Source organism: Rhodonellum sp., assembly GCF_030656585.1.
Taxonomy (GTDB): Bacteria; Bacteroidota; Bacteroidia; order Cytophagales; family Cyclobacteriaceae; genus Rhodonellum; species Rhodonellum psychrophilum.
Genome location: NZ_JAUSPP010000003.1, coordinates 20,842 through 43,251 on the forward strand (window position 1 = coordinate 20,842; position 22,410 = coordinate 43,251).

Annotated in this window: 20 protein-coding genes; 11 read left to right on the top strand and 9 right to left on the bottom strand. The window is 41.7% G+C overall.

What is annotated here, in order from left to right; all coding sequences use genetic code 11:
• Window positions 1-18 precede the first annotated feature (18 nt).
• From Q7J63_RS00195 to Q7J63_RS00215, 5 genes are read right to left on the bottom strand one after another with little or no spacing between them, the layout of a single operon-like run.
• Window positions 19-1,578 carry an NFACT RNA binding domain-containing protein gene (locus Q7J63_RS00195; protein ID WP_304883485.1) on the bottom strand — a complete coding sequence of 520 codons (1,560 nt, stop codon included), beginning with the start codon at window positions 1,576-1,578 and terminating at the stop codon, window positions 19-21.
• Entirely contained in the window at window positions 1,578-2,342 is a 765-nt protein-coding gene (locus Q7J63_RS00200) for an MBL fold metallo-hydrolase (RefSeq protein ID WP_304883486.1), read from the bottom strand. The genes Q7J63_RS00195 and Q7J63_RS00200 overlap by 1 nt, the downstream gene beginning before the upstream one ends.
• On the bottom strand, window positions 2,339-2,617 hold the full coding sequence (locus tag Q7J63_RS00205; RefSeq protein ID WP_019599525.1) for a hypothetical protein: 279 nt from the start codon (window positions 2,615-2,617) through the stop codon (window positions 2,339-2,341). The genes Q7J63_RS00200 and Q7J63_RS00205 overlap by 4 nt, the downstream gene beginning before the upstream one ends.
• Before the next feature lie 9 nt (window positions 2,618-2,626).
• Window positions 2,627-3,007 carry a response regulator gene (locus Q7J63_RS00210; RefSeq protein ID WP_304883487.1) on the bottom strand — a complete coding sequence of 127 codons (381 nt, stop codon included), beginning with the start codon at window positions 3,005-3,007 and terminating at the stop codon, window positions 2,627-2,629.
• 3 nt (window positions 3,008-3,010) lie between these two features.
• Window positions 3,011-3,757: a response regulator gene (locus tag Q7J63_RS00215; protein ID WP_304883488.1), complete on the bottom strand. Its 747-nt coding sequence runs from the start codon at window positions 3,755-3,757 to the stop codon at window positions 3,011-3,013.
• A gap of 54 nt (window positions 3,758-3,811) precedes the next feature.
• Here Q7J63_RS00215 and miaA point away from each other — a divergent pair, with 54 nt between their 5' ends.
• Window positions 3,812-4,723 (top strand): tRNA (adenosine(37)-N6)-dimethylallyltransferase MiaA, encoded by a 912-nt coding sequence (miaA, locus tag Q7J63_RS00220; protein ID WP_304883489.1) that lies wholly within the window; start codon window positions 3,812-3,814, stop codon window positions 4,721-4,723.
• Here miaA and Q7J63_RS00225 read toward each other — a convergent pair.
• The 3 genes from Q7J63_RS00225 to Q7J63_RS00235 form a co-directional block, all read right to left on the bottom strand.
• Window positions 4,708-5,076: a hypothetical protein gene (locus tag Q7J63_RS00225; protein WP_304883490.1), complete on the bottom strand. Its 369-nt coding sequence runs from the start codon at window positions 5,074-5,076 to the stop codon at window positions 4,708-4,710. The two genes, miaA and Q7J63_RS00225, sit on opposite strands and share 16 nt — an antisense overlap.
• A 3-nt stretch (window positions 5,077-5,079) precedes the next feature.
• Window positions 5,080-6,054, bottom strand: coding sequence for a 6-phosphofructokinase (gene pfkA, locus Q7J63_RS00230; RefSeq protein ID WP_019599520.1), 975 nt, complete (start codon window positions 6,052-6,054; stop codon window positions 5,080-5,082).
• A gap of 225 nt (window positions 6,055-6,279) precedes the next feature.
• Window positions 6,280-6,627 carry a single-stranded DNA-binding protein gene (locus tag Q7J63_RS00235; protein WP_019599519.1) on the bottom strand — a complete coding sequence of 116 codons (348 nt, stop codon included), beginning with the start codon at window positions 6,625-6,627 and terminating at the stop codon, window positions 6,280-6,282.
• 717 nt (window positions 6,628-7,344) lie between these two features.
• Here Q7J63_RS00235 and Q7J63_RS00240 point away from each other — a divergent pair.
• The 6 genes from Q7J63_RS00240 to Q7J63_RS00265 all read left to right on the top strand — a co-directional run bounded on the left by Q7J63_RS00240 (window position 7,345) and on the right by Q7J63_RS00265 (window position 15,087).
• Window positions 7,345-8,646 carry an amidohydrolase family protein gene (locus Q7J63_RS00240; RefSeq protein WP_019599516.1) on the top strand — a complete coding sequence of 434 codons (1,302 nt, stop codon included), beginning with the start codon at window positions 7,345-7,347 and terminating at the stop codon, window positions 8,644-8,646.
• 33 nt (window positions 8,647-8,679) lie between these two features.
• Window positions 8,680-10,185, top strand: coding sequence for a S10 family peptidase (locus tag Q7J63_RS00245; protein WP_019599515.1), 1,506 nt, complete (start codon window positions 8,680-8,682; stop codon window positions 10,183-10,185).
• A 200-nt stretch (window positions 10,186-10,385) separates the two neighbouring features.
• On the top strand, window positions 10,386-11,471 hold the full coding sequence (locus Q7J63_RS00250; protein ID WP_019599514.1) for an efflux RND transporter periplasmic adaptor subunit: 1,086 nt from the start codon (window positions 10,386-10,388) through the stop codon (window positions 11,469-11,471).
• Window positions 11,468-12,727: an FtsX-like permease family protein gene (locus Q7J63_RS00255; protein WP_019599513.1), complete on the top strand. Its 1,260-nt coding sequence runs from the start codon at window positions 11,468-11,470 to the stop codon at window positions 12,725-12,727. The genes Q7J63_RS00250 and Q7J63_RS00255 overlap by 4 nt, the downstream gene beginning before the upstream one ends.
• Before the next feature lie 2 nt (window positions 12,728-12,729).
• A complete protein-coding gene (locus Q7J63_RS00260) occupies window positions 12,730-13,413 on the top strand; it encodes an ABC transporter ATP-binding protein (RefSeq protein ID WP_019599512.1) in 684 nt (227 codons plus the stop codon).
• 255 nt (window positions 13,414-13,668) lie between these two features.
• On the top strand, window positions 13,669-15,087 hold the full coding sequence (locus Q7J63_RS00265) for a Glu/Leu/Phe/Val dehydrogenase (RefSeq protein ID WP_019599510.1): 1,419 nt from the start codon (window positions 13,669-13,671) through the stop codon (window positions 15,085-15,087).
• Window positions 15,088-15,298: 211 nt separating this feature from the next.
• On the opposite strand, the gene proC is transcribed toward Q7J63_RS00265, so the two are convergent.
• Window positions 15,299-16,102, bottom strand: a complete 804-nt coding sequence (gene proC / locus Q7J63_RS00270) for a pyrroline-5-carboxylate reductase (protein WP_019599509.1) — start codon at window positions 16,100-16,102, stop codon at window positions 15,299-15,301.
• Window positions 16,103-16,480: 378 nt separating this feature from the next.
• On the opposite strand from proC, the gene Q7J63_RS00275 reads away from it, so the two are divergent.
• The 4 genes from Q7J63_RS00275 to Q7J63_RS00290 all read left to right on the top strand — a co-directional run bounded on the left by Q7J63_RS00275 (window position 16,481) and on the right by Q7J63_RS00290 (window position 22,394).
• Window positions 16,481-17,641: a glycosyltransferase family 4 protein gene (locus Q7J63_RS00275; protein WP_019599508.1), complete on the top strand. Its 1,161-nt coding sequence runs from the start codon at window positions 16,481-16,483 to the stop codon at window positions 17,639-17,641.
• 67 nt (window positions 17,642-17,708) lie between these two features.
• Complete coding sequence (locus Q7J63_RS00280) at window positions 17,709-18,770, top strand: NAD-dependent epimerase (RefSeq protein ID WP_304883492.1); 1,062 nt, start codon at window positions 17,709-17,711, stop codon at window positions 18,768-18,770.
• 127 nt (window positions 18,771-18,897) lie between these two features.
• Window positions 18,898-19,950 (top strand): dTDP-glucose 4,6-dehydratase, encoded by a 1,053-nt coding sequence (gene rfbB, locus Q7J63_RS00285; RefSeq protein ID WP_019599505.1) that lies wholly within the window; start codon window positions 18,898-18,900, stop codon window positions 19,948-19,950.
• Between the two features lie 581 nt (window positions 19,951-20,531).
• Window positions 20,532-22,394: a M1 family metallopeptidase gene (locus Q7J63_RS00290; protein WP_304883493.1), complete on the top strand. Its 1,863-nt coding sequence runs from the start codon at window positions 20,532-20,534 to the stop codon at window positions 22,392-22,394.
• The last annotated feature ends 16 nt before the right edge of the window (window positions 22,395-22,410 follow it).

The window sequence follows — 22,410 nt, forward strand, 5'->3', positions numbered from 1 at the left end:
ATTTAATAAAACAAAAATTTAGGAAGGTCCTTTAGGTGGAACAAGGAGAATGTTTTCCTTGGCCACCATCACAGCTCCAGGTGCGGAACCTTTTACCTTCCTCACATACTTTGAAGGGGTATAAATAACCGCAGACAAGCTCTCATTCTTGTTTTTGGAGTAATAGGCAGCCAGTTCAGCTGCTCTCTCGATAACCGATTTCGGGAATTGGATACCCGATTTGAATTTGATGAGCACATGAGAACCAGAAACATCTTTTGCATGCAGCCACAGATCCTCTTTCCAGGCATAATTGCGGAGCATTTCATCATTTCCTTTAGCAGACTTGCCGACCAAGACCTCAAAACCCTCTACATCGAATCGCTTAAAAGGGACTTGTTCTTGGCTTTCTTTTTCCTGTGCAACCAGATTGTGTTTCTTTATGAAATCCCTCAGTCCCCGAAACTCTTTGATTGGACTGATTTCGGAAAGCATCAGGTCAAGATTTTCTACCAGGTATTGCTTCCCTTCCAAATTCTCATGAAGTTGGTTGATTTCTATTTTTCGGTTTTTGGATTTGCGATATAGATTTTCCGCAAACTTCTGCGGGGATTGCCCCCTTTTCAGCTTGATGGTTTCCTCTTTTTCTGTGTAGAAATTGAAAAGCTGCACTTCCTCCTGATTGGGAGCGATTTGGTGAAGGTTCGCCATGATCACATCTGCGATCTGAGCAGGGCTGATTTCATTGATCAAATCCTCCAGTTTTTGAGAGGTTTTTTGAATGTACCCAATGGATTTTTTTCTCTGGTCTTCAAAGATTTTTTGCCAATGGCTTTTTTCCTTATCAAAGGCTTGGACAACCACCAAATAACCAAAAAGTGCATTGCATGCGTGGATGGGATCTTCGGTCTGGAAAATCGGGTTTTCTTCCGGTAATAAACTTAAAACATGCTCTTTTCCACGTTTGGTGATCGTAAACAAAGGACTTTCCAACATGTCCAATAATTCCTGCATCAATGCCCACTTCACTTCAAGATCGGCATCGATATAGCCATGTGACTGTAGCCATTCCCTTGGGATTTTTCCCAATGTCGGCAAAAACTGGGAGGCATTTCCCTCTAAACTTTCAAATCTCGAATTTCCCAAATCAAAGTTTTTCGGGAATTCGGAAAGTGAAATTTCCCTGTCCACTCTCAAATCGTTTCTGAACAAAATACTGGGGAGGTCTTCCCCGATTTTGTAAAAAAGAACATTGCTACGGGTGCCGTGAAGTTTGAACAAAAGCTTGTCTCCACTCTCAAGTTCGATAATAAAAGCTCTTTCGAAATTCACGACCTGAACGGAATGGATCACCTGACCGATGAGATCTGGGAATAAAGAAATGGTGTTTCTTTTGCCTCTTTTGAAATCATCTGGGAATCCCAGGCATGAAATCGAAGGCAAAAGATTCGCGCGAATATAAAAACCTTCTTCCTCCTTTTTGCAGGCAATGATCAGCTCATTCTTGTTTTGTGAAAAGCAAGAGGTGATTTCCATTCCCTGATACCGCTCTTCGAGGGCTGGACAAAGAAATTTGAGAAAGTGAAAATTGAAGTGCATCAGTCAATATGGATTTTTAGCCCATCAAACGCAAGCTTGATGTTTTCGGGAAGACTATCTTCGACTTCTTTATGGTTGCCGAGTTTGTGACTAATGTGGGTGAAAAATGCCCTCTCTGGTTTGATGATATTTACCATTTCGATGGCTTTTTCCAGAGTGAAATGGGAAATATGGTATTCTTTCTGAAGGGCATTGAGAACCAATACTTTGGTCCCTTTTATTTTCCGCATCTCTTTCTCCGAAATAAAACTGGCATCCGTGATATAGGTGAAATCCTTGAATCGAAATCCCAGTACAGGCAATCTGTAATGGAGTACTTCTATGGGAATCACCGATATTCCCTCCGCAACAAATGGAGATTTGGTGATTTCATTGGGAATGACAGCTGGAACTCCAGGGTATTTTACTTCCTGAAAGATGTAGGAGAATTCCATTTTTATCTGTTCCAATACCTCCTTGGTGCCGTAGATGGGGATGTCCTTTTTCTGAGAAAAATTATATGGACGTATATCGTCCAATCCCGCTGTATGGTCTTTGTGTTGATGGGTGTAAAGAATGGCGTCCAGGCTGCTGATTTTTTCCCGAAGCATTTGTTGTCTGAAATCCGGGCCAGTGTCTATGACAATACTTTTCCCATCAATGTCAAGGTGAATGGCTGTTCTGAACCTTTTATCTCTAAAATCCAAAGAGCTGCAAACCGGGCAATCACAGCCGATCACTGGGACGCCTTGGGAAGTTCCTGTCCCTAAAAATGTTACCTTCAAAGTTTCAATTCGGTTTGTTGGAGTTCTGAAAGAAGATCTTGGTTTTTTTTGTCCACAAAATCCTTAGGATTGAAATTCAGTTCTTTCACGATTTCCAATAAGGTGTTGATTTTTCCCTCAAGGGTATAATACCTGTTGATGATGACGATTTTGCTATCATTTAGAATACAATACCCGGATTTGAAACTTCCCTTTTCGTACCTCAAAATATAATCCGAAGCTGCGAAAAGGTTTTCGAGTTTTTCCAGAAAATGTTTTGTGAACTTTATGGTCATGGGGGAATATTACTTTTCAAGATGTTTTCTTACCGTGGCCAATAAATAATCATAATCCAATGGTTTTTGGACATAATCATTCAAGCCTGCTTTTTTAAAATCATCCAGTGTATAGTTTTTATAGTTTCCAGTGATTGCCACAATGGGGACGCTTGCCTTTTTTGGATCTTCAAGTTCCCGAATGGCCTTTGTGCATTCGATTCCATCCATCACTGGCATATTGATGTCCATCAAGATCAAATCAAAATCTTCTTTGGCCAGTTTTTCTAAAACCTGCTTTCCGTTCTTTACTGCTGAAATGGAATAGTTTTCAAACAACAGTACATTTTTGGTGAGGTTAATAATCACCGAACTGTCTTCAGCGACCAATATTTTCTTACTTTCCGTCATGGATCAAATCATTTTTTTTGCTTGGAGGTGTTCTTGAAAACTAGTGATGAGCCCTTCCAAAATTAAATATTCCCTAAAGATATTGTCAAAATTGGTGGTTTTTATGTTTTTCTCAAATGCTTTGGTGAAATTAAAAATCTTCATCGCTCCCAAAGTACCTGAATTTCCTTTCATAATGTGTATTTTTTCGCCTATTTCTGGATAATTTTCTTCCTTTATCAACAAGTTGATCTCTGTGAGCAAGCGAAAGGATTCGTCCAAAAAATCTTGGTAAACGGTTTTAATGTTTTCTAGGGTATTGTACTTCATCAATTGGTTGATTACGGTTTCATCCAAAATGAGATCCTCGTCAAATCCTTGGCTGTCTTCAAAAGTAAAGCCGTTTTTTAAGATATTGTTTTCGATGGTTTCCAAAAGTTGTCTTGGTGTTATCGGTTTTGCAATAAAATCATCGAATCCGGCAGAAAGAAAATAGTCGCGGTCTGCCGTGCTTGCATAGGCGGATATGGCTATGACTGGACTGTTGGTGAGTTGTTCCGCTTTTATTATTTTCAAAGCACTAATGCCATCAAGCAAAGGCATTTGAATATCCATCAGGATAAGGTCAAAATCTCCTTCCTTTACCTTCTCTATCGCTTCGACCCCATTTTCGGCGGTCTCATAAAAATAAACTTGCCCAATGATGTGTTCGAAAACTTTTCTATTCAAAGCATTATCGTCCACGATCAATACCTTTTTGTTTTTCGTCATGTTTTATTGGTATTTTTGAGGCCATTCAATAAGTAGGATTTTGACCTAATTTTAGTGAAGAAAAATAAACATCTATTGGTAATCGTAGGTCCCACGGCTGTCGGGAAAACTGAATTATGCCTTAATTTAGCTAAAAATTTCAAAACTGAAATTATATCTTCAGATAGTAGGCAATTTTTTAGAGAAATGGAATTGGGAACAGCGAAGCCTTCTGCTGAAGAGCTGAAAATGGCCCGACATCATTTTATCAATACCCTCTCCATCCACGAGGAGTATGATGTGAAAAAATTTGAGCGGGATACACTTTTTCTTTTGGAGACCTTATTTGAAAGCCACGATTTGGTCGTGATGACGGGAGGTTCAGGACTATATGTCGATGCCATTTGTAAAGGATTTGATGATATCGATGCGGTAGATCCAAACATCCGCAGGGAATTGATCCAAAGTTTTGAATCGGAAGGTATCGAACCTCTTCAAAGAGAACTTTTGAACTGTGATCCGGAGTATTATCGAACCGTTGATCTTCAAAATCCCCAGCGATTAATGAGAGCTTTGGAAGTTTTTAGGGGAACGGGCAAGCCTTTCAGTGCTTTTCGGGAAAAGAAAATACAACCTAGGCCTTTTGGAATTATCAAAATAGGATTGGAAAGAGACAGGGAGGACCTTTATGTCAGGATCAATTTGAGAATGGATCAAATGATTGAAAAAGGGCTTTTTGATGAGGCAGAAGGACTTTATCCCTTCAGGCACCTCAATGCCCTGCAAACTGTGGGATATTCCGAGATTTTTGGGTTTATCGAAGGGAAATACGACAAAGAAGAAGCGGTCAGGCTTTTAAAAAGAAATTCAAGAAGGTATGCCAAAAGGCAATTCACCTGGTTCAAAAAGGATGAACAAATACATTGGTTTCACCCAGACCAATATCTGGAAATCCAAAATTTAATCCGAAATCATATAGCATTGTAGCCCAGTAACTTGGCTACAATGCTATAGGGTTTTCTTTTCAGGAGTTCGTTGTATTGGGATTTGATGAGTTTGGCGGTTTGGAAAGGTTTTTTGATTTCCTTTTCAAAAATTGCTTTATCCTTTTCTCCCAAATTGTTTTTTACTTGGATATAGACGGCTTTCAGCGCTGTTGTATCATTGGGGTCAAGCTTCAAGTCCATCTTTCCTTGCTCCCCGATTTTTTGCAATTCCTCCAGAACCTTGGCCTGCAGGTTGAGCACTTGGTTTTTTTTGGTTTTCAAGGTCATGTTGACCACCATCATAAAAAGCATCACTGCACCACCAAGAGTAATGAATATCGGTATAAACCCCATTTTTTATATACTAAGTATTTCAATCAGTTTCAAATGGTCTTCTTTTAGTGGTTTGGTTTTGCCAATACAATCCTCGAAAGGGGTGTAGATGACATCTCCATTGACAACTCCCGCCATGCAGTTGGATTTACCCGCAATGAGACCGTCAACTGCCGCCATTCCGCAACGGGAAGCCAATACCCTGTCTCTGGCCGTAGGGTTCCCGCCTCTTTGGATATGACCCAGTGTGGTTACTTTGAATTCTTTATCGGCGTCGTTTAGCTTTCCTTTCACTTTTTCCATGATGTACTCTGCAGTGCCTTCTTCATCACCTTCAGCAACCACAATAAGACTGGACGATTTGGACTTTCTCAGGCTTTTTAGAGATTTCACCACTTTTTTCAGATCCGTTTCGGTTTCAGGGACAAATACAAATTCTGCTCCACCGCCGATGCCACACTCTACGGCTATATAGCCACTGTCTCGACCCATCACTTCGACAAAGAAAATCCGGTCATGGGCCGCAGCCGTGTCCCTGATTTTGTCGATGGCTTCCAGCGCTGTGTTGACAGCTGTGTCAAAACCGATGGTATAATCCGTGCCATAGATGTCATTGTCAATGGTGCCAGGGCAACCAATGATGGGGATACCGAATTCTTCAAAAAACACCTTTGCACCGGTAAACGTGCCGTCTCCTCCTATTGCCACCACCCCCTCTATCTCATGCTCCTTTAATTGATCATAAGCTTTTTGACGACCTTCTTTGGTCATGAACTCTTCACTTCTTGCAGATTTGAGGATTGTTCCACCTCTTTGGACGATATTGCTGACGGAATTGGATTGCATTCTTTTGAACCCACCCTTAATCATGCCATCGAAACCATAGCTGATTCCATAGATCTCCAGTCCGTAAAAAATCGAGGTTCTGACCACGGCGCGAATACAGGCATTCATACCGGGAGCATCACCTCCAGATGTAAAAACTGCTATTTTTTTCATTGTTTAATAGGTTTTTTGCGAGGTCAAAAATACTCATAATTGCCTTCAATTGTTAAAAAACCTAGAAATCTTTTGGATGCCAATCGTATATATAAACTCAAAATAAGGACTGATGAAGGACAAGAAACCGTGAATCAAAAAGAGATTTACTCCTTGCTGTGATTTGGGGAAAAGATCCAAAAAAGGTGTCTGCCTTCATCAACAAACACCCTTTTTTATTATAAATTAGACACTTACCACCTTTTCTCCAAGGAGAAGCACCTCATCAACATTTACTTCGGTTACATATTTTTTCACTCCATCCTTATCTGTATAGGAGCGATTGGTCAATTTCCCATCGATGGCGATTTCTGATCCCTTGTCGGTGTATTTTTCTATGGTTTCGGCCGTTTTTCCCCAAGCCACCAGTTGGTGCCAAGTGGTCTCCTCCACTTTCTCTCCCTTGGCATTGTAATACACCTCATTGGTGGCCAAATTAAAGTTTGCCACGATCTTTCCACTTTCAAGATGTTTTACATCTGCTTTGGCACCCAATCTCCCGATCAATTGTACCCGGTTTCTCAATTTGTTCATGTTTTTTTAAATTATGGTTATAGATGAATTGGAAACTTGCTTCTTTCATTCAAGCAACGGAACAAAGATGGGGAGCCAAAAACCAGAGAGTCGGTTGCTTTTCGCTTATAGTCGTTTATAAACGTTTAAAATGGATAGGGTGTGTTTTAAGGAGATTATATTGGGACGCAGGATTTAACCTGTAACGTAATATGCATTTGGTTCAAAAGGAGTTAAACTGCAAGAAAATCAGAATATTATGAGACTATTTTCTGACACCTATAAGGTGAAGTCAAAAATAATCAACACCTAATTGATTATGATTCAATTACAATCTTGAATTGAGTTCGTCTTGCATTAAACGGGTTAAACCAAGTAGGGAGTAATACATATTACTGATAGTGTGAAAACAAAAATCACAGACAACTCCCTGATTATTAGGAATTGTAGGCTGGAAGAGAAATGGGAATGTACAGTACGGGTTTAATTAGTGATTGAAAAATTCAAAACTCCCTTTCTGATCAGTTCAAAAAGTAGGAGCTTGACAAAATCAATCGGGGATGTGATTTCCAGAATGGATCCAATTGTTTCCGATAGTGGGATTGGGTTTTTCGTTTTGCCGATGCCAAGGAAAAAAAATCAACTCAAAAGTCATCATTGTTTTTGATCCAAGCCATTCCGTGCCGCATTCATCGTTTTTTTTTAATAGATTGTTTCGTCAATAAAAACCAAATAAAAATGAAAAGAATATTTTACGGAACTGCTGTTTTGGCATTAGTCTGCGGAAACTTGTTTGCCCAAAAAACCTATATACAGGCTGGGAAGTTGATAGATGTCAGGAATAACAAAACCTTGTCCGAAATGACGATCGTTGTGGAGGGGGAGATGATCGTTTCGGTCGCTAAAGGATATCAAAAGGGAACGGATGAAGATCAAATCATTGACCTGAAATCCGCTACAGTAATGCCGGGGCTGATGGACATGCATATTCATGTGGAAGGACAGACAGGCCCTCGCCAGTACATGGAAAGATTTACCAACAACGAAGCGGACGTGGCCTTCAATTCCCTGGTCTATGCCAAGACTACCCTCATGGCTGGTTTTACCACTGTCAGAGACATGGGTGGATCAGGGGTAAATATCTCCCTTAGGGATGCGATTGCTGCCGGAAAAGTGGACGGTCCCAGGATCATCACCGCAGGAAAATCAATCGCACCCACCGGCGGCCACGCGGATCCCACCAATGGTGTCAGGAGAGACTTGATGGGTGACCCCGGGCCGGAAGTCGGGGTGATCAATGGCGTTGCAGACGCAAGGAAAGCAGTTCGCCAACAAGTAAAAAACGGCTCAGATGTCATCAAGATAACCGCCACGGGTGGAGTATTGAGTGTGGCCAAAGATGGTTCCGCTCCTCAATTCCAACAAGATGAATTGAATGCTGTGATAGAGACCGCCAGGGATTTTGGGATCCATGTCGCTGCTCATGCACATGGTGATGAGGGCATGCAGCGATCCGTGATTGGAGGGATTCACTCCATCGAACACGGTACATTGATGTCAGAAAAAACGATGGACATGATGATAAAAGCAGGTACTTGGTATGTGCCTACCATCACCGCAGGGATGTCCGTGGCTGAATATGCCAGAATACCGGGCTACTATCCCGCTCCGGTCAAAGCAAAGGCCGAAGCCATCGGAGCCCAAATTCAAACTACGTTCGGAAAGGCTTATAAGAGAGGTGTGAAAATCGCTTTTGGAACAGATGCCGGTGTTTTTCCTCATGGGGAAAACTACAGAGAATTTATTTACATGACGGAGGTAGGCATGCCAAACCTGGAAGCCATCCAAACCGCAACCCTACGTGGCGCGGAACTATTGGGCATGGAAAACAAAATTGGTGTCTTGGAATCAGGGAAATTTGCGGATATCATCGCCGTCTCAGGAGATCCTGAAAAGGACATCAAGGTCATGAAAGATGTGGTTTTTGTAATGAAAGAAGGGAAAGTTTATAAACATGTGCCGTCTATGGGCATGAATTGATAATATGAAGACGCAAAACAGAAACACTGCATCATGAAAAAACAAATTTCTTTATCGATACTGGCGATTTGCCTGACATTTACATTTTCATTTGCCCAAGAAAAAACACCGGAAACCATTCCCCAAGGAGAAATTTTTTCTTCCATCCAAAATGTGAAAATAGAGGGCACAACGCATAGCCTGAAAACCAAGGCTGGAACCCTACAACTTCGGGATGAAAACAATGAGCCCATTGCCTTATTTGGTTTTACCAGTTATTTCAAAGAGGAGGGGCCTTCCAAACGGCCAATCATATTTTCTTACAATGGAGGCCCTGGATCCTCTTCGTACTGGTTACACATGGGAGTAATGGGGCCCAAAAGGGTCGTTGTCAATGATCCGGATTATACCAAAGCCGCTCCCTATACTGTGGTGAACAACGAATACTCCATCCTTGATATGGCTGATGTCGTCATGATCGATCCAGTGGGTACAGGATTGAGTATTCCCATAGGCAAAGCAAAAGGCGAGGATTTCTGGGGAGTGGATCAAGACATCAGGTCTATTTCTCTCTTTATTGTCCAGTTCCTAAAGGAATATGACAGATTCCAATCTCCCAAGTATTTGTTAGGGGAAAGTTATGGTACTTTCCGGAATGCCGGGGTGATGAGTAGTTTGTTGGACAAAGGCATTGCGCTGAATGGCGTAGTGATGGTGTCTTCCGTTTTTGATTTGAGGACACTGACATTTCCTGTTGGAGATGATACCCCTTACCTTGTTCATTTTCCATCTTATGCCACCACGGCTTGGTACCATGACAAACTGGAAAACAAAAATCCGGATTTGGAATCTTTTGTCGAGGAATTGAGAAAATTTACGGAAGAGGAGTACATGCCGGCACTCTACAGAGGCAGCAGACTCTCTTTGGAGGATAAAGCCAAAATGGCACAAAAGCTCGGGCAATACACCGGTCTGAGCAAAGAGTATTGGATGAAGGCAGACCTCAGGGTGAAAGCAGAGGAGTTTTTCAATGAATTGATGCGGGAAGAAGGGAAGACCGTTGGTCGCTTGGATTCAAGGTTTGTTGGGATCAATGAAAACTTACTCAATCAATCAAGTACGACCGATCCACAAAGCGATGCGATCTCTTCGGCATATACCACGGGTTTTCTGGATTACTTCCACCGGGAACTTGGCGTAAGCAAAAAATTGAATTACAAGACCTCAGCCTATTCCTCACCGGGATTCAAATGGGATTGGAGCCATGCCGGAAATATGGGTTGGGGTACCCAGACAGCCATCAACACCGGTATCGATATGGCTTCGGCAATGAACAAGGATCCAAATGTAAAAGTATTGATCATGAACGGGTATTATGATTTGGCGACGGTATTTTATGGGGTGGAAAACTCCATTGACCATCTGGGTCTGAGACCTGAAATCAGGGACAATATCACCATGACGTATTATGAAGCGGGACACATGATGTATACCCACTTGCCTTCACTTGTCAAATTCAAAAAAGATCTTGCGGATTTCATCAAGGATACCTCAAAATAATCGTTTTGATTCTTTAATTCTTCAATCCATATTCCTCAACCCATCACAAAAGCAGAAATTAATTTTTGCTTTTGTGATGGGTTTGATTTGTTTTGATCGGCAATATCTTGCTGTTATTTTTCTGGAGGAATGCCAATTTAGACATGAAAAACTTGTACTTTAGTGACGGTTAAGATTATTTTTGGTAAAACTAAAAACCCATGAAACCGACACTAGTTTCCTGTTTTTTGTTGATTTTTCTCTTATCGTCCTGTGGAAATTCCTCCCAGAAAACCAATCCCAAGAGAGAACATATTTCTGAATCCGTTTATGCATCTGGAATTGTTCGAAGCCAAAACCAATATCAGGCTTATGCCAATGCAAGTGGATTGATCCAAGAAATATTCGTGCGGGAAGGGGATAGCGTGGATGTTGGTACTCCAATCCTTGCCATTTATAACGAATCAGCCAAGCTAAATCGGGAAAATGCCGAATTGGCAAGGCTATTTGCAGATCGAAAAACCAACCAATCTAAATTGAAGGATTTGGAAATCAATATCCAACTCGCCAAAAACAGGCTGCAGAATGATTCGCTTCTGTGGGTTCGACAGCAGCGGCTTCATGAAAGGGGCATTGGGTCTTTGATAGAGCTAGAGCAACGAAAGTTAGCATTTGACAATAGCCAAACCGCATATCAATCTTCATTGCTAAGATACGAGGACCAAGAGAGGCAGATTGATTTCAATGATAAAAACGCATCAAAAAACTTGGCAATATCCAAAGTGCTTGAAAGTGATTTTATTTTGAGAAGCAAGGTCAAGGGTAGAATTTATGCCCTACTCCGAGAAAAGGGGGAAATGGTGGGGATTCAAACCCCTTTGGCGGTGATTGGGAGTGATCGGGAATTTGTTATCGAAATGCAGGTGGATGAATATGATATCGTGAAAGTGGCAGTCGGCCAAAAGATCCTTGTCAGTATGGACAGTTACCGTGGGGAAACATTTGAGGCAATGATCAGTCAAATCAATCCCCTTATGGATCAAAACAGCAAAAGTTTCACAGTTGAGGGGAAATTCGTCAGAAAGCCAGCGGTGCTTTACCCGAACCTTACCCTTGAGGCAAATATATTGATCCAATCCAAAGAAAATGCACTCACGCTGCCCAGGAGTTATATTTATCGGGACCGTTACGCGATCAAGTCAGATGGGGATACCGTTGCGGTGGTATTGGGGCTCAGGGATTTTCAGAAGGCGGAAATCCTGGAAGGTTTGGGAGAGAATGACCAAGTAATCAAGGTGGAAAAATGAAAATTTCTCTTACATTGGAAATCGCAAAATCGCTGATGTTGGCGAGGTTGAAGCAAACTACGGTAGCTGCAGTAGGGGTGACCTTCAGTCTTACCATGTTCGTGGCATTGCTGGGGTTTATGAATGGATTGAATACCATGCTTGACGGGTTGATATTGAATAGAACTCCCCATATCCGGTTTTACAATGAAGTCAAACCCAACCCGAATCAACCCATAGACCAATCCGAGGAATTTGGGGATTACTATAATATTATTCGGTCGATAAAACCCAGTGCCAGTCGCATCAGTATCCATAACAATGAAGCCATTGTCAAGACGCTCCAGGAGGATCCCCGGGTTTTGGGGGTAGCCCCAAAAATATCAGCACAGGTTTTTTACAATGTTGGCACCATCAACATTACAGGTGTAATCAATGGAATTGACGTCGAAGCTGAAGCCGATCTTTTCTTCTTTCAGGATTACGTCACGGCAGGAAATTACATTGATCTAAAAAACACGGCAAACAGCATTATTTTGGGGAAAGGAGCTGCCGATAGAATGATGGCCGAAATCGGAGATGTCATCCAAGCCACTACCGCCCAAGGCAACAGAATACAATTAAAGGTGGTTGGCTACTATCAATCAGGATTGGGAGATCTGGATAATGTCCAAAGTTATGCTTCCATCGCAACGACCCAAAAAATGTTGGGCGAAACAGCTTCCTATATTACGGATGTTCAGGTGAAGCTAAAGGACTTGGCTTTAGCTCCTTCCATGGCCAGGGAATATCGAGATGTTTTTGGCATCGATGCGGATGATATCCAGACTGTCAATGCGCAATTTGAAACAGGCACAAGGATCAGGACATTGATCAGCTATGCAGTTGGAATCACCCTGTTGATCGTCTCTGGATTTGGGATTTACAATATCCTGAACATGATGATATATGAGAAAATGGATACGATAGCCATTCTAAAGGCAATCGGTTTTTCGGGGAGGGATGTGAACAATATATTTATCGCGATTGCCTTGACTATAGGCTTTGTAGGGGGAGGCGCAGGTTTGATCTTGGGGTTTTTGGCAGGTTTGGGCATCGAAAGGATTCCTTTTGAAACAGAAGCGTTGCCGACCATTAAGACTTTTCCTGTTGATTTTAATCCAAAATATTACCTAATCGGCGGGGTTTTTGGCTTGGTGACTACTTATTTTGCAGGTTATTTTCCCGCAAGAAAAGCCAGTTCAGTCGATCCCGTAGACATCATCAGAGGCAAATAATCATGAAAGGAGAGATCGTACTTGAAGCCAAAGGAATCAATAAGTATTTCTTCAGTCCCGAAAAAACGCAGGTCTTAAAGGAGGTGACTTTTCAGATTTCAAAGGGAGAATTCGTGTCTGTGGTTGGGAAGTCGGGCTGTGGGAAGTCCACATTGCTCTATATTCTTTCCACCATGGATACGGATTATGAGGGGGCACTTTTTATCGATCGGGAAGAGATGAACACCAAGTCTCAAAAATACCATTCGAAAATCAGAAATGAAAAGATAGGGTTTGTTTTTCAATTCCATTATTTGTTGAATGAATTTTCCGTGTTGGAAAACGTGATGATCCCCGGGCTGAAACTTGGGAAATATTCCAGAGAGGAATTGGAACATCGGGCGATGGAAAAGCTGAAGATTTTTGGGATGCAAGGGCATGCATTGAAAAAGGCCAATCAACTTTCGGGCGGGGAGAAGCAGCGTGTAGCCATCACTCGGGCACTGATCAATGACCCTTTGATCATTATGGGAGACGAACCTTCTGGAAATTTGGATAAAAAAAATGGAGATATCGTATTCAGTATTTTCAAGGAATTGACCCAGGAGTTTCATCAGACGCTCTTGATTGTCACACATGATCAAGATTTCGCCGCAGCAACAGACAGAATCATCGAGATGGAGGATGGAAGAATTATACGCCAGTAAAACTAATCAAGGAGGGTATATATTGATTTTCATTTTTTTGGTTTAAGTTTTAACACGATATTCGGCCCAAAACACAAAATAATATTCTGTTTTTTGGTTGTTGGAATGGGTGAATAAATACTTCTGATCTACATGTCCATATTTTTTTTGATTGAAGGCCAATTGGAAGGGGTTAAAAAAAATATCAATCTACCATAAAATTCGTATTGAAGAGAATGATTAGTAAATTCACGTTTAATCTAAACGAATATTTTTATGACCAAAAAAACCGAGTATAGCTTATTTGATGATGTATGTGGTTTTGTGGATGAGGCTGCCAGACACATGGATTTACACCCCGGCCTTTTGAATCAAATCAAGCAATGCAATAGCATTTACAAGTTTAATTTCCCACTTCGCAATGATGACGGAACCTATGAAACCCTTACAGGTTATCGGATTCAACATTCCCATCACAAACTTCCTGTAAAAGGAGGAATCCGATACAGTGAGCATGTCAATGAGGATGAAGTCAAAGGATTGGCAGCCTTGATGACCTATAAATGTGCGCTGGTCAATATCCCTTTTGGTGGAGCAAAAGGAGGGGTACGCATGGACCCCTTGAAATACAATGCCAACCAATTGGAGCGGATCACCAGAAGATATACCTCGGAATTGATCAAAAAGAAATTTATAGGTCCTGCCATTGACGTGCCCGCACCCGATTATGGAACAGGTGCTAGGGAAATGGCTTGGATCGTCGATACTTTCGAAGCTTTCAATCCGGAATTGATCAATGCCAAAGGCTGCGTGACCGGTAAACCACTTTCCCAACATGGGATTGAGGGAAGAAACGAAGCCACCGGTATGGGGGTATATATCGGTATCCGAGAAGCCGTTGGAGTGGAGGAAGACATGAAAGAGCTAGGATTGACAACGGGGCTAAAGGGTAAAAATATCATCATCCAGGGTTTTGGAAACGTAGGATACCATTCAGCGCTGTATTTGCGGGAAGCAGGTGCCAAAATAGTCGGTGTCGCAGAATGGAATGGGGGGATATGGGATGAGGCAGGAATCGATGTGAAATCCCTCAAAGAATACCAAACAAAAAACAAGGGTTTTAAGGGGTATTCCAGAGGAGAATTTATAAAAGAAAGCAAAGAACTCCTGATTTATCCATGTGATATTTTGGTGCCAGCAGCTTTGGAAAATCAGATTACCAAAGAAAATGCATCTAAAATCCAGGCAAAAATCGTCGGCGAAGCGGCCAACGGACCTGTCACACAAGAAGCTTCCAATATCCTTTTGGAAAATGGGGTAATGGTCATTCCCGACATGTATCTCAATGCTGGCGGTGTAACCGTTTCTTATTTCGAATGGCTAAAGAATCTCTCAAGGGTTTCTTTCGGTAAATTGGAAAAAAGGTATGACATGGAGAAATACAGGAAACTGATGTCTACCATAGAAAATGCCACAGGGGAAAGTTTCACGGATGACGAAAAGGAAGGTTTGATTTCAGGTGCCTCAGAAAGGGATTTGGTTATTTCTGGACTGGAAGACACCATGGTTGCGGCTTACCACAGCATGAACAAAACCCGCAAAGACAAAAACATTAAAAGTTTGAGGACAGCAGGTTTTATCCTTGCACTCGAAAGAATTGCCATCAGTTATACCGACTTGGGGATTTTCCCTTAAGGATACTGGGGGATATAGATCCAGGTTCAATCATGGAGCTGGTTTCCTCTGAATTGGAAAACACCCTTCATTTTTGGCTAAATATGGCCTTAAATGAAGGGTGTTTTAGTATAGAATATCTTCTGGAGGGTCTCCACAGGTAGATAGTCAAAGCCCTGCAACGTGTCGATTGTTAAGATTCCCCTTTGGGATTATCTTCAAGCTTTTCCCCTTATTTTTTTTCGATTTTTTCAAATGAAACCAGAATCCCCCTAACCATGGCTGCACTGAAACCTTGATGCTCCATTTCATTGAGGCCGACAATGGTACATCCCTTTGGTGTGGTGACTTTGTCTATGGCTTCTTCGGGATGAATCTGTTTCTGAATCATCAGCTCAGCGGCACCTTTTACGGTTTGGTTGACGATCTTACTGGCGGTTTTGGCATCGAATCCGATCTGTATCCCCCCTTGGATCATCGCCCGCATGAAACGCAAGACATAGGCAATCCCGCAGGCGCCGAGGATGGTTGCCGCTTCCATCAACCCTTCATCGATGGTGATGGAAAAACCAATGCTGTTGAAAAGTTGCTTCACTTTTTCTTCACTTGATTCGGACTGGTTGCGTCCACATATGCAGGTGACAGATTCCTGTATATCCGCTGCAATATTCGGCATCGCTCTGAAAACAGTCGTTTGAGGATCCAAAACGGTATACATCTCGTCCAAAGTGATGCCCGTTGCCAAGGAAATAATGACTTGTTTATTAGGATCCAATGCTGGTTTTATTTCCCTTAGGATTGCGGATACATTATAAGGTTTGACCCCCAAAATCACCAAATCAGCTTCCTGGGCAGCAATCAGGTTGTCAGAATGAACCCTAACTCCCTTGTCTTGGAGATATAACAGGTTCTCGGGATTCCTTTTGGTAACATGGAGGTTTTGTGGTTGAAAATCAGCTTGCTCCAATAGGCCGTTCACAATGGAGGTCCCAAGATTTCCACATCCAATGATGGCGATTTTTATGTCCTTCAACATGGTGAATTTTTAATAAAAGGGATTTACAATTGTCTAAAGGTAAATAAGATTGCTGATTTTTTGAATAAATGGCAGAAAATTGCTTCTTGATTTGGATTAAGTTTTAAAAATAAGTCAGGTTGCCAATTGTTTCAGGCAAAGGGGGCTTTCCCAATAACTATCCTCAATCTAAATTAAATTTTTTAAGGTTTAGGGAGGGAAAATGGGCAAGGTATTTGGTGTTTGCTTGAAAACATGCATCCTCAAAAAGGAATTATGAAAGGATAAAAAAGCCAATTCTGCTTGTTTTCAAGTTACTTTATTCTGGCTTTTTTCAAATAGGAAGCCCAATCGAAACAATAAAAAGTTATCTTTGACTTTTAAAAATAAAAAAAATTAATGCCAAAATTAATTCGGGTCACAACTGTCCCACTGTCATTGAAACTTTTGTTGGCAGGACAGATGAAGTTTATGAAGGAGTCCGGGTTTGACGTTTTGATGGTCAGTGCTGACGGAAGAGAAGTCAATGAGGTGGTCAAACGAGAAGGTTGTCCGCATCAAGTAATTCCCTTCACCAGAAAAATCACTATTTTTCAAGATATCTATTGTTTATGGTTACTGTACTGGTTGTTCAAAAAAGAAAAACCTGATATTGTTCATTCCCATACCCCAAAAGCAGGCTTGTTGTCAATGATTGCAGCCAAGTTTGCAGGTGTGAAGATAAGGGTGCATACCGTAGCGGGAATGCCCTATATGGTGGCGGACAAGCAGAGAAAAAAGATTCTCATCGCAATGGAAAAACTTACTTTTCATTGGGCCACCGAAGTTTGGTCGAATTCGCAATCGCTGATGAAGTTTATTTTGGAGGAAAAACTTTTGGATTCCCAAAAAATCAAGGTGATAGGAGAGGGTTCTTCCAATGGTGTGGATTTGGAGAAATTCAATAGGGGAGCGCTAGCCGAAAACCATCTCATTGCAGCGACTATGCGCATCATGCCAGGAGAGAATGATTTCATTATACTTGCTGTGGGTAGATTGGTGCGGGACAAAGGCATTGAACAATTAGTGACTGCTTTTTTGGATTCTAAAATCGTAAATCAGTCTAAATTGGTTCTTTTGGGAAGTTTTGAACAACAACTCAATCCCTTGGATGAAGAAATAGTGAGAAAGATTCAAGACCATCCTCGAATTGTTCATGTAGAATGGACCGATCACGTGGCGCATTATATGGCTTTGTCTGATGTGTTGGTCCATGCATCCCACCGTGAAGGCTTCCCCAATGTTTTATTGGAAGCGGCTGCGATGCAATTGCCTGTGATTTGTTCCGACATTATCGGGAATATTGATGTGGTCACCCAAAGAGAGACTGGATTGATTTTTCCGGCCAAAAACGTTGAAATCCTAAAAGAAGCATTGGAATTTTCATTTGTCAAAAGAGATGATTTACAGGTACTTGCAGATAATCTTTATCTGGAAGTAACACACAAATACTCCAGGCCAAGAATACACCAACTAATTTTGGAAAATTATCAACGCCTAAATGCAGATGCATTGGATTAGGTTTCAAATTTTCCGTGAATTTGATTACTTTGCTTTAAAAAATTAAGACTTTAATATCAGATAAAAAATGAAATATCTTGTGACCGGCACAGCCGGATTTATCGGTTTTCACGTAGCACAACAGTTGCTCAAAAGAGGTGAGGAAGTGATTGGTTTGGATATTATCAACGATTACTACGATGTGGATCTTAAGTACAAACGCTTGGAAATTGCAGGGATCGACCGGTCTGAATTGGCATTCAACAAACCTGTTAAATCCACTGTTTTTTCAGGATACACTTTTGTCCAAATGGATCTTGCCAACAAGGAGGTCCTTATGGATATTTTTGAAAACGGAAAGATCGATGTAGTGATTCATCTTGCTGCCCAAGCTGGTGTGAGGTATTCCCTCACCAATCCAGATGCCTACATCGCTGCCAATATTCAGGGATTCCTCAATATCTTGGAGGCTTGCAGGAAATATCCTCTTACACATCTTGTGTATGCATCATCCAGCTCCGTGTACGGGGCAAACACCAATATGCCATTTTCTACCTCACACAATGTAGATCATCCGGTAAGCTTGTATGCCGCCACCAAAAAATCCAACGAATTGATGGCCCATACTTATAGTCATCTCTTCCAGATTCCCACGACGGGACTTCGTTTTTTTACGGTTTATGGACCTTGGGGAAGACCCGATATGGCTCTGTTTTTATTCATAGAAGCGATGAACAAAGGAGAAGCTATCCAGGTTTTCAACCATGGAAAAATGAAAAGGGACTTTACCTTCATCGATGACATCGTCGAGGGGATTATCAGGGTAGCGGACAGACCAGCCAAACCAAATCCAGATTGGACAGGTCAAAATCCAGATCCGGGAAGTTCTTACACACCTTATAAAATCTACAACATCGGAAACTCGAATCCAGTCGAATTGATGGATTACATTGGGGCTTTGGAAAAGGCAGTAGGGAAAGTTGCGGAAAAAAACATGTTGCCTTTACAGCAAGGGGATGTGCCAGCGACCTTTGCGGATGTGTCTGATTTGGTGAGGGATACCGGCTACAAACCAGCAACCTCGGTCGAAGATGGTGTTGCTGCATTTGTGGAGTGGTACAACAAATTCTACAACAAATCAGGGGAATAAAATAAATTCATCCAGAAAATCCATTTGGCTTCACCGGAAGATTGAAATTGGTTAAAAAAACATTCAATCTCTTCCAAGTGCATGTTTTAAATAAATCAAAAAAATCTGTGGGTTTAACAATTAAACAATGAAAAAATCAATTTTAATCACAGGTGGCGCAGGTTTTATCGGTTGCCACGTTGTCAGACTTTTTGTTGAAAAATATCCGGATTACAACATTATCAATTTGGACTTACTGACCTATGCGGGTAATCTCGAAAATCTAAAAGAAGTCGAAAATGCACCCAATTACCGATTTGAAAGGGTAGATATCCTGAAAGAGGAGGATTTAAAGTTCGTTTTCGAAAAACATAATGTCACGGATGTCATCCACTTGGCCGCCGAGTCCCATGTGGACAGGTCAATCACGGACCCTTTGGCATTTGTAAGGACAAATGTGATCGGTACGGTCAATCTTCTCAATGTGGCCAAAGCTTATTGGAAAAACTATGATGATCATTTATTCTACCATGTTTCCACGGATGAAGTATACGGCTCACTCGAAGACGGTGGCTTTTTTACCGAAACGACGCCTTATGATCCCCAGTCCCCATATTCTGCTTCAAAGGCATCTTCGGATCATTTTGTAAGGGCCTATGCCAATACTTACAAATTGAAAACTGTCATCACCAACTGCTCCAACAATTACGGCGCCAATCAATTTCCGGAAAAATTGATCCCTCTTTGCATCCACAATATCAAAAACAACAGACCACTTCCCGTTTATGGTAAAGGAGAGAATATCAGGGATTGGCTTTATGTGGTGGATCATGCAAGGGCGATTGATATGGTGTTTCACGAAGGGAAACCCGGCGAAACCTACAACGTGGGGGGATTCAATGAATGGAAAAACATCGATATCGTAAAGTTGCTCTGCCAGAAGATGGACGAAAAACTTGGACGAGAAGCAGGGAGTTCCGAAAAATTGATCACCTATGTAACGGATCGTGCAGGTCATGATCACCGATATGCCATCGACGCCACCAAAATCCAAAGAGAACTGGGTTGGGAACCCAGTCTTCAATTCGAGGAAGGAATTACCAAAACTATTGATTGGTACCTTGAAAACGAGGAATGGCTGAACAACGTCACCTCGGGTGATTATCAAAAGTATTATGAATTACACTATGATAATAGGTAATAAAAAAACCAGCCATTTGGCTGGTTTTTTTATTACCTGATCTCCCTTTCACTTCTCAAAAAAGCAAATCCTGCTTTTTTGAATATCAATGAATAAATGGCTTTTTTGAGCGCACGGACCCATGTTTTGTCTAAAAAATTGGGGATAAATTTCGATTGGATTTTTCTGGGTTTCCCAGTCAGCGGAAACCAAGGCCAATGACCGCAATAAAAATGGAGATGCCCATTGAACCCCAATTGGGTATTGGGTTTCCCAATGAGTTGAAACTGCAAGAAAATCAGACGAATTGGAAATAAGGTGTAGTGACCATGTGGTGAACTCAAAAATTGAGAACAACTGAATGATTACCAGGTAATTATTGAAAGAAATAGAATTGGTAATGAATGAAATGGGGCAAACTATTTCAGCACTGAATAAAATTGGAAATGCGCAACATCAGTTGAACAGCAATCCGATCAAATATTAGACTGCGTATTTTTTGGAAATTGGCATACCTGAAGAGATCTTCCCTCTAATTTGATTAACGGTTTGGGTTGGCGGTGTTTTTTGTCTTAATTTTAAAAACACAAATAAAAGGATTTATGATCAAGAAATTTTGGATGCCTGTATGGGTGATTGTCCTGACAGGATTGTTTACTGCTGCTTCTGCACAAGCGGACAGGTGGCAACAAAAAGTGATTTATGAAATGGATGTGACCATGGACGTGGTCAAAAACCAGTATAAGGGGACCCAAAAGCTCCATTATACCAACAATTCTCCCGATACCTTGGAAAGGGTTTTTTATCACCTGTTCAACAATGCTTTCCAGCCTAACAGCATGATGGATGTGCGTTCCAGGACTATCGCTGATCCCGATAGAAGAGTTGGCGAAAGGATCAAAAATCTTGGTCCCGATGAAATTGGATCTTTAGAAATCACTACTTTGAAGATGAACGGGAAACCCGTGAGATTTGAGCACGTGGAGACCATTTTGGAGGTCGACCTGTTGGATCCGATTCTTCCCGGGAGTACGGTGATTTTTGATATGGATTTTGAGGGGCAGGCGCCTTTACAGGTTAGGCGATCGGGCAGGGACAATGCGGAAGGGATTCGCTACTCGATGGCACAGTGGTATCCTAAAATGGCCGCATACGACAGAAGAGGTTGGCATGCCAATCCTTATATCGGCCGAGAGTTTTATGGTAATTTCGGAGATTTTGATGTGAAAATCACAATTGACAAAACGTACATCCTTGGAGGAACTGGATACCTACAAAATGCAAATGAAATCGGGTATGGTTATGAGGACAAGGGTGTAAAAGTGAAGCCGGTCAGTGGTGCTACGCATACATGGCATTTCATTGCCCCGAATGTGCATGATTTTGTATGGGCAGCAGATCCTAAATACACACACGAAAAAGTGCAAATGGAAAATGGTCCGATGGTTCATTTTCTTTATGTAAAAAGTGAGAAAACTGAAGAAAACTGGAGCAAGTTAAAAGGATACACCACAGCTGCGATCCAGTACATGAGTGAACATTCGGGCAAATACCCATATGATCAGTATTCGGTGATCCAAGGTGGAGATGGTGGGATGGAGTATCCCATGGCAACATTGATCACAGGAAACCGAAATTTAAGAAGCTTGGTGGGTGTCACTGTTCACGAATTGATCCATAGCTGGTATTATGGGGTTTTGGGTTTCAACGAATCTTCAGAACCTTGGCTGGATGAAGGTTTCACGACTTGGGGTACCAGTGTGGTCATGGATGCGGTTTTTGAAAAAGATCCTGGTTTTGTTCAGGAAGGCAATTATAGATCGTATTTCCGATTGGCCAAGTCAGGCAATGAGGAGCCACTGACGACTCATGGTGATCATTATAACCTCAATTCCGCCTACGGTGCGGCCACCTATACAAAAGGAGCCGTCTTCATAGAGCAAATGACATACTTGATCGGGAAAGAAAATTTTGACAAAGCCATGTTGCGACTTTGGAACGAATGGAAGTTCAAGCATCCCACCGGGATTGATGTCGTTCGTGTAATGGAGAAGGAAAGTGGTCTGGAATTGGATTGGTTTTATGATTATTTCATTGGATCTACCAAAACCATTGATTACGGCGTCAAAGCTGTGGAAGCTGATGGGAACAATACCAAAATCACACTGGAAAGAATAGGCTTGATGCCAATGCCATTGGATGTGGTCGTGACCTATCAGGATGGAAGCCAGGAGATGGTGTATATGCCATTGGTGATTCAGAGGGGATCTAAGCCAGAAGAGGCCGGTAAGCCAAAAAGAATCCTAACCCAAAGGTGGCCTTGGACGGATTATTCAACGGAAGTCAGTATTGGGAGACCAATCTCGGATATCAAAAGTGTAGAAATAGACCCGAGCATGAGATTGGCAGATATAAATAGGGAAAACAACAAACAGGAAGTTTCTGTGGATATTCCCAAAAAATAATAAAAAAAAAAGGTGG

Bases quoted from the DNA above. Each gene is read 5' to 3' on its own strand.
- Q7J63_RS00275 (WP_019599508.1), top strand. From the start codon at position 16,481: ATGCCAAAATTAATTCGGGTCACAACTGTCCCACTGTCATTGAAACTT.
- Q7J63_RS00245 (WP_019599515.1), top strand. From the start codon at position 8,680: ATGAAAAAACAAATTTCTTTATCGATACTGGCGATTTGCCTGACATTT.
- pfkA (WP_019599520.1), bottom strand. From the start codon at position 6,054: ATGAAAAAAATAGCAGTTTTTACATCTGGAGGTGATGCTCCCGGTATG.
- rfbB (WP_019599505.1), top strand. From the start codon at position 18,898: ATGAAAAAATCAATTTTAATCACAGGTGGCGCAGGTTTTATCGGTTGC.
- Q7J63_RS00265 (WP_019599510.1), top strand. From the start codon at position 13,669: ATGACCAAAAAAACCGAGTATAGCTTATTTGATGATGTATGTGGTTTT.
- Q7J63_RS00250 (WP_019599514.1), top strand. From the start codon at position 10,386: ATGAAACCGACACTAGTTTCCTGTTTTTTGTTGATTTTTCTCTTATCG.
- Q7J63_RS00290 (WP_304883493.1), top strand. From the start codon at position 20,532: ATGATCAAGAAATTTTGGATGCCTGTATGGGTGATTGTCCTGACAGGA.
- proC (WP_019599509.1), bottom strand. From the start codon at position 16,102: ATGTTGAAGGACATAAAAATCGCCATCATTGGATGTGGAAATCTTGGG.
- Q7J63_RS00255 (WP_019599513.1), top strand. From the start codon at position 11,468: ATGAAAATTTCTCTTACATTGGAAATCGCAAAATCGCTGATGTTGGCG.
- Q7J63_RS00210 (WP_304883487.1), bottom strand. From the start codon at position 3,007: ATGACGGAAAGTAAGAAAATATTGGTCGCTGAAGACAGTTCGGTGATT.
- Q7J63_RS00280 (WP_304883492.1), top strand. From the start codon at position 17,709: ATGAAATATCTTGTGACCGGCACAGCCGGATTTATCGGTTTTCACGTA.
- Q7J63_RS00235 (WP_019599519.1), bottom strand. From the start codon at position 6,627: ATGAACAAATTGAGAAACCGGGTACAATTGATCGGGAGATTGGGTGCC.
- Q7J63_RS00195 (WP_304883485.1), bottom strand. From the start codon at position 1,578: ATGCACTTCAATTTTCACTTTCTCAAATTTCTTTGTCCAGCCCTCGAA.
- Q7J63_RS00260 (WP_019599512.1), top strand. From the start codon at position 12,730: ATGAAAGGAGAGATCGTACTTGAAGCCAAAGGAATCAATAAGTATTTC.
- Q7J63_RS00225 (WP_304883490.1), bottom strand. From the start codon at position 5,076: ATGGGGTTTATACCGATATTCATTACTCTTGGTGGTGCAGTGATGCTT.
- Q7J63_RS00215 (WP_304883488.1), bottom strand. From the start codon at position 3,757: ATGACGAAAAACAAAAAGGTATTGATCGTGGACGATAATGCTTTGAAT.
- Q7J63_RS00205 (WP_019599525.1), bottom strand. From the start codon at position 2,617: ATGACCATAAAGTTCACAAAACATTTTCTGGAAAAACTCGAAAACCTT.
- Q7J63_RS00240 (WP_019599516.1), top strand. From the start codon at position 7,345: ATGAAAAGAATATTTTACGGAACTGCTGTTTTGGCATTAGTCTGCGGA.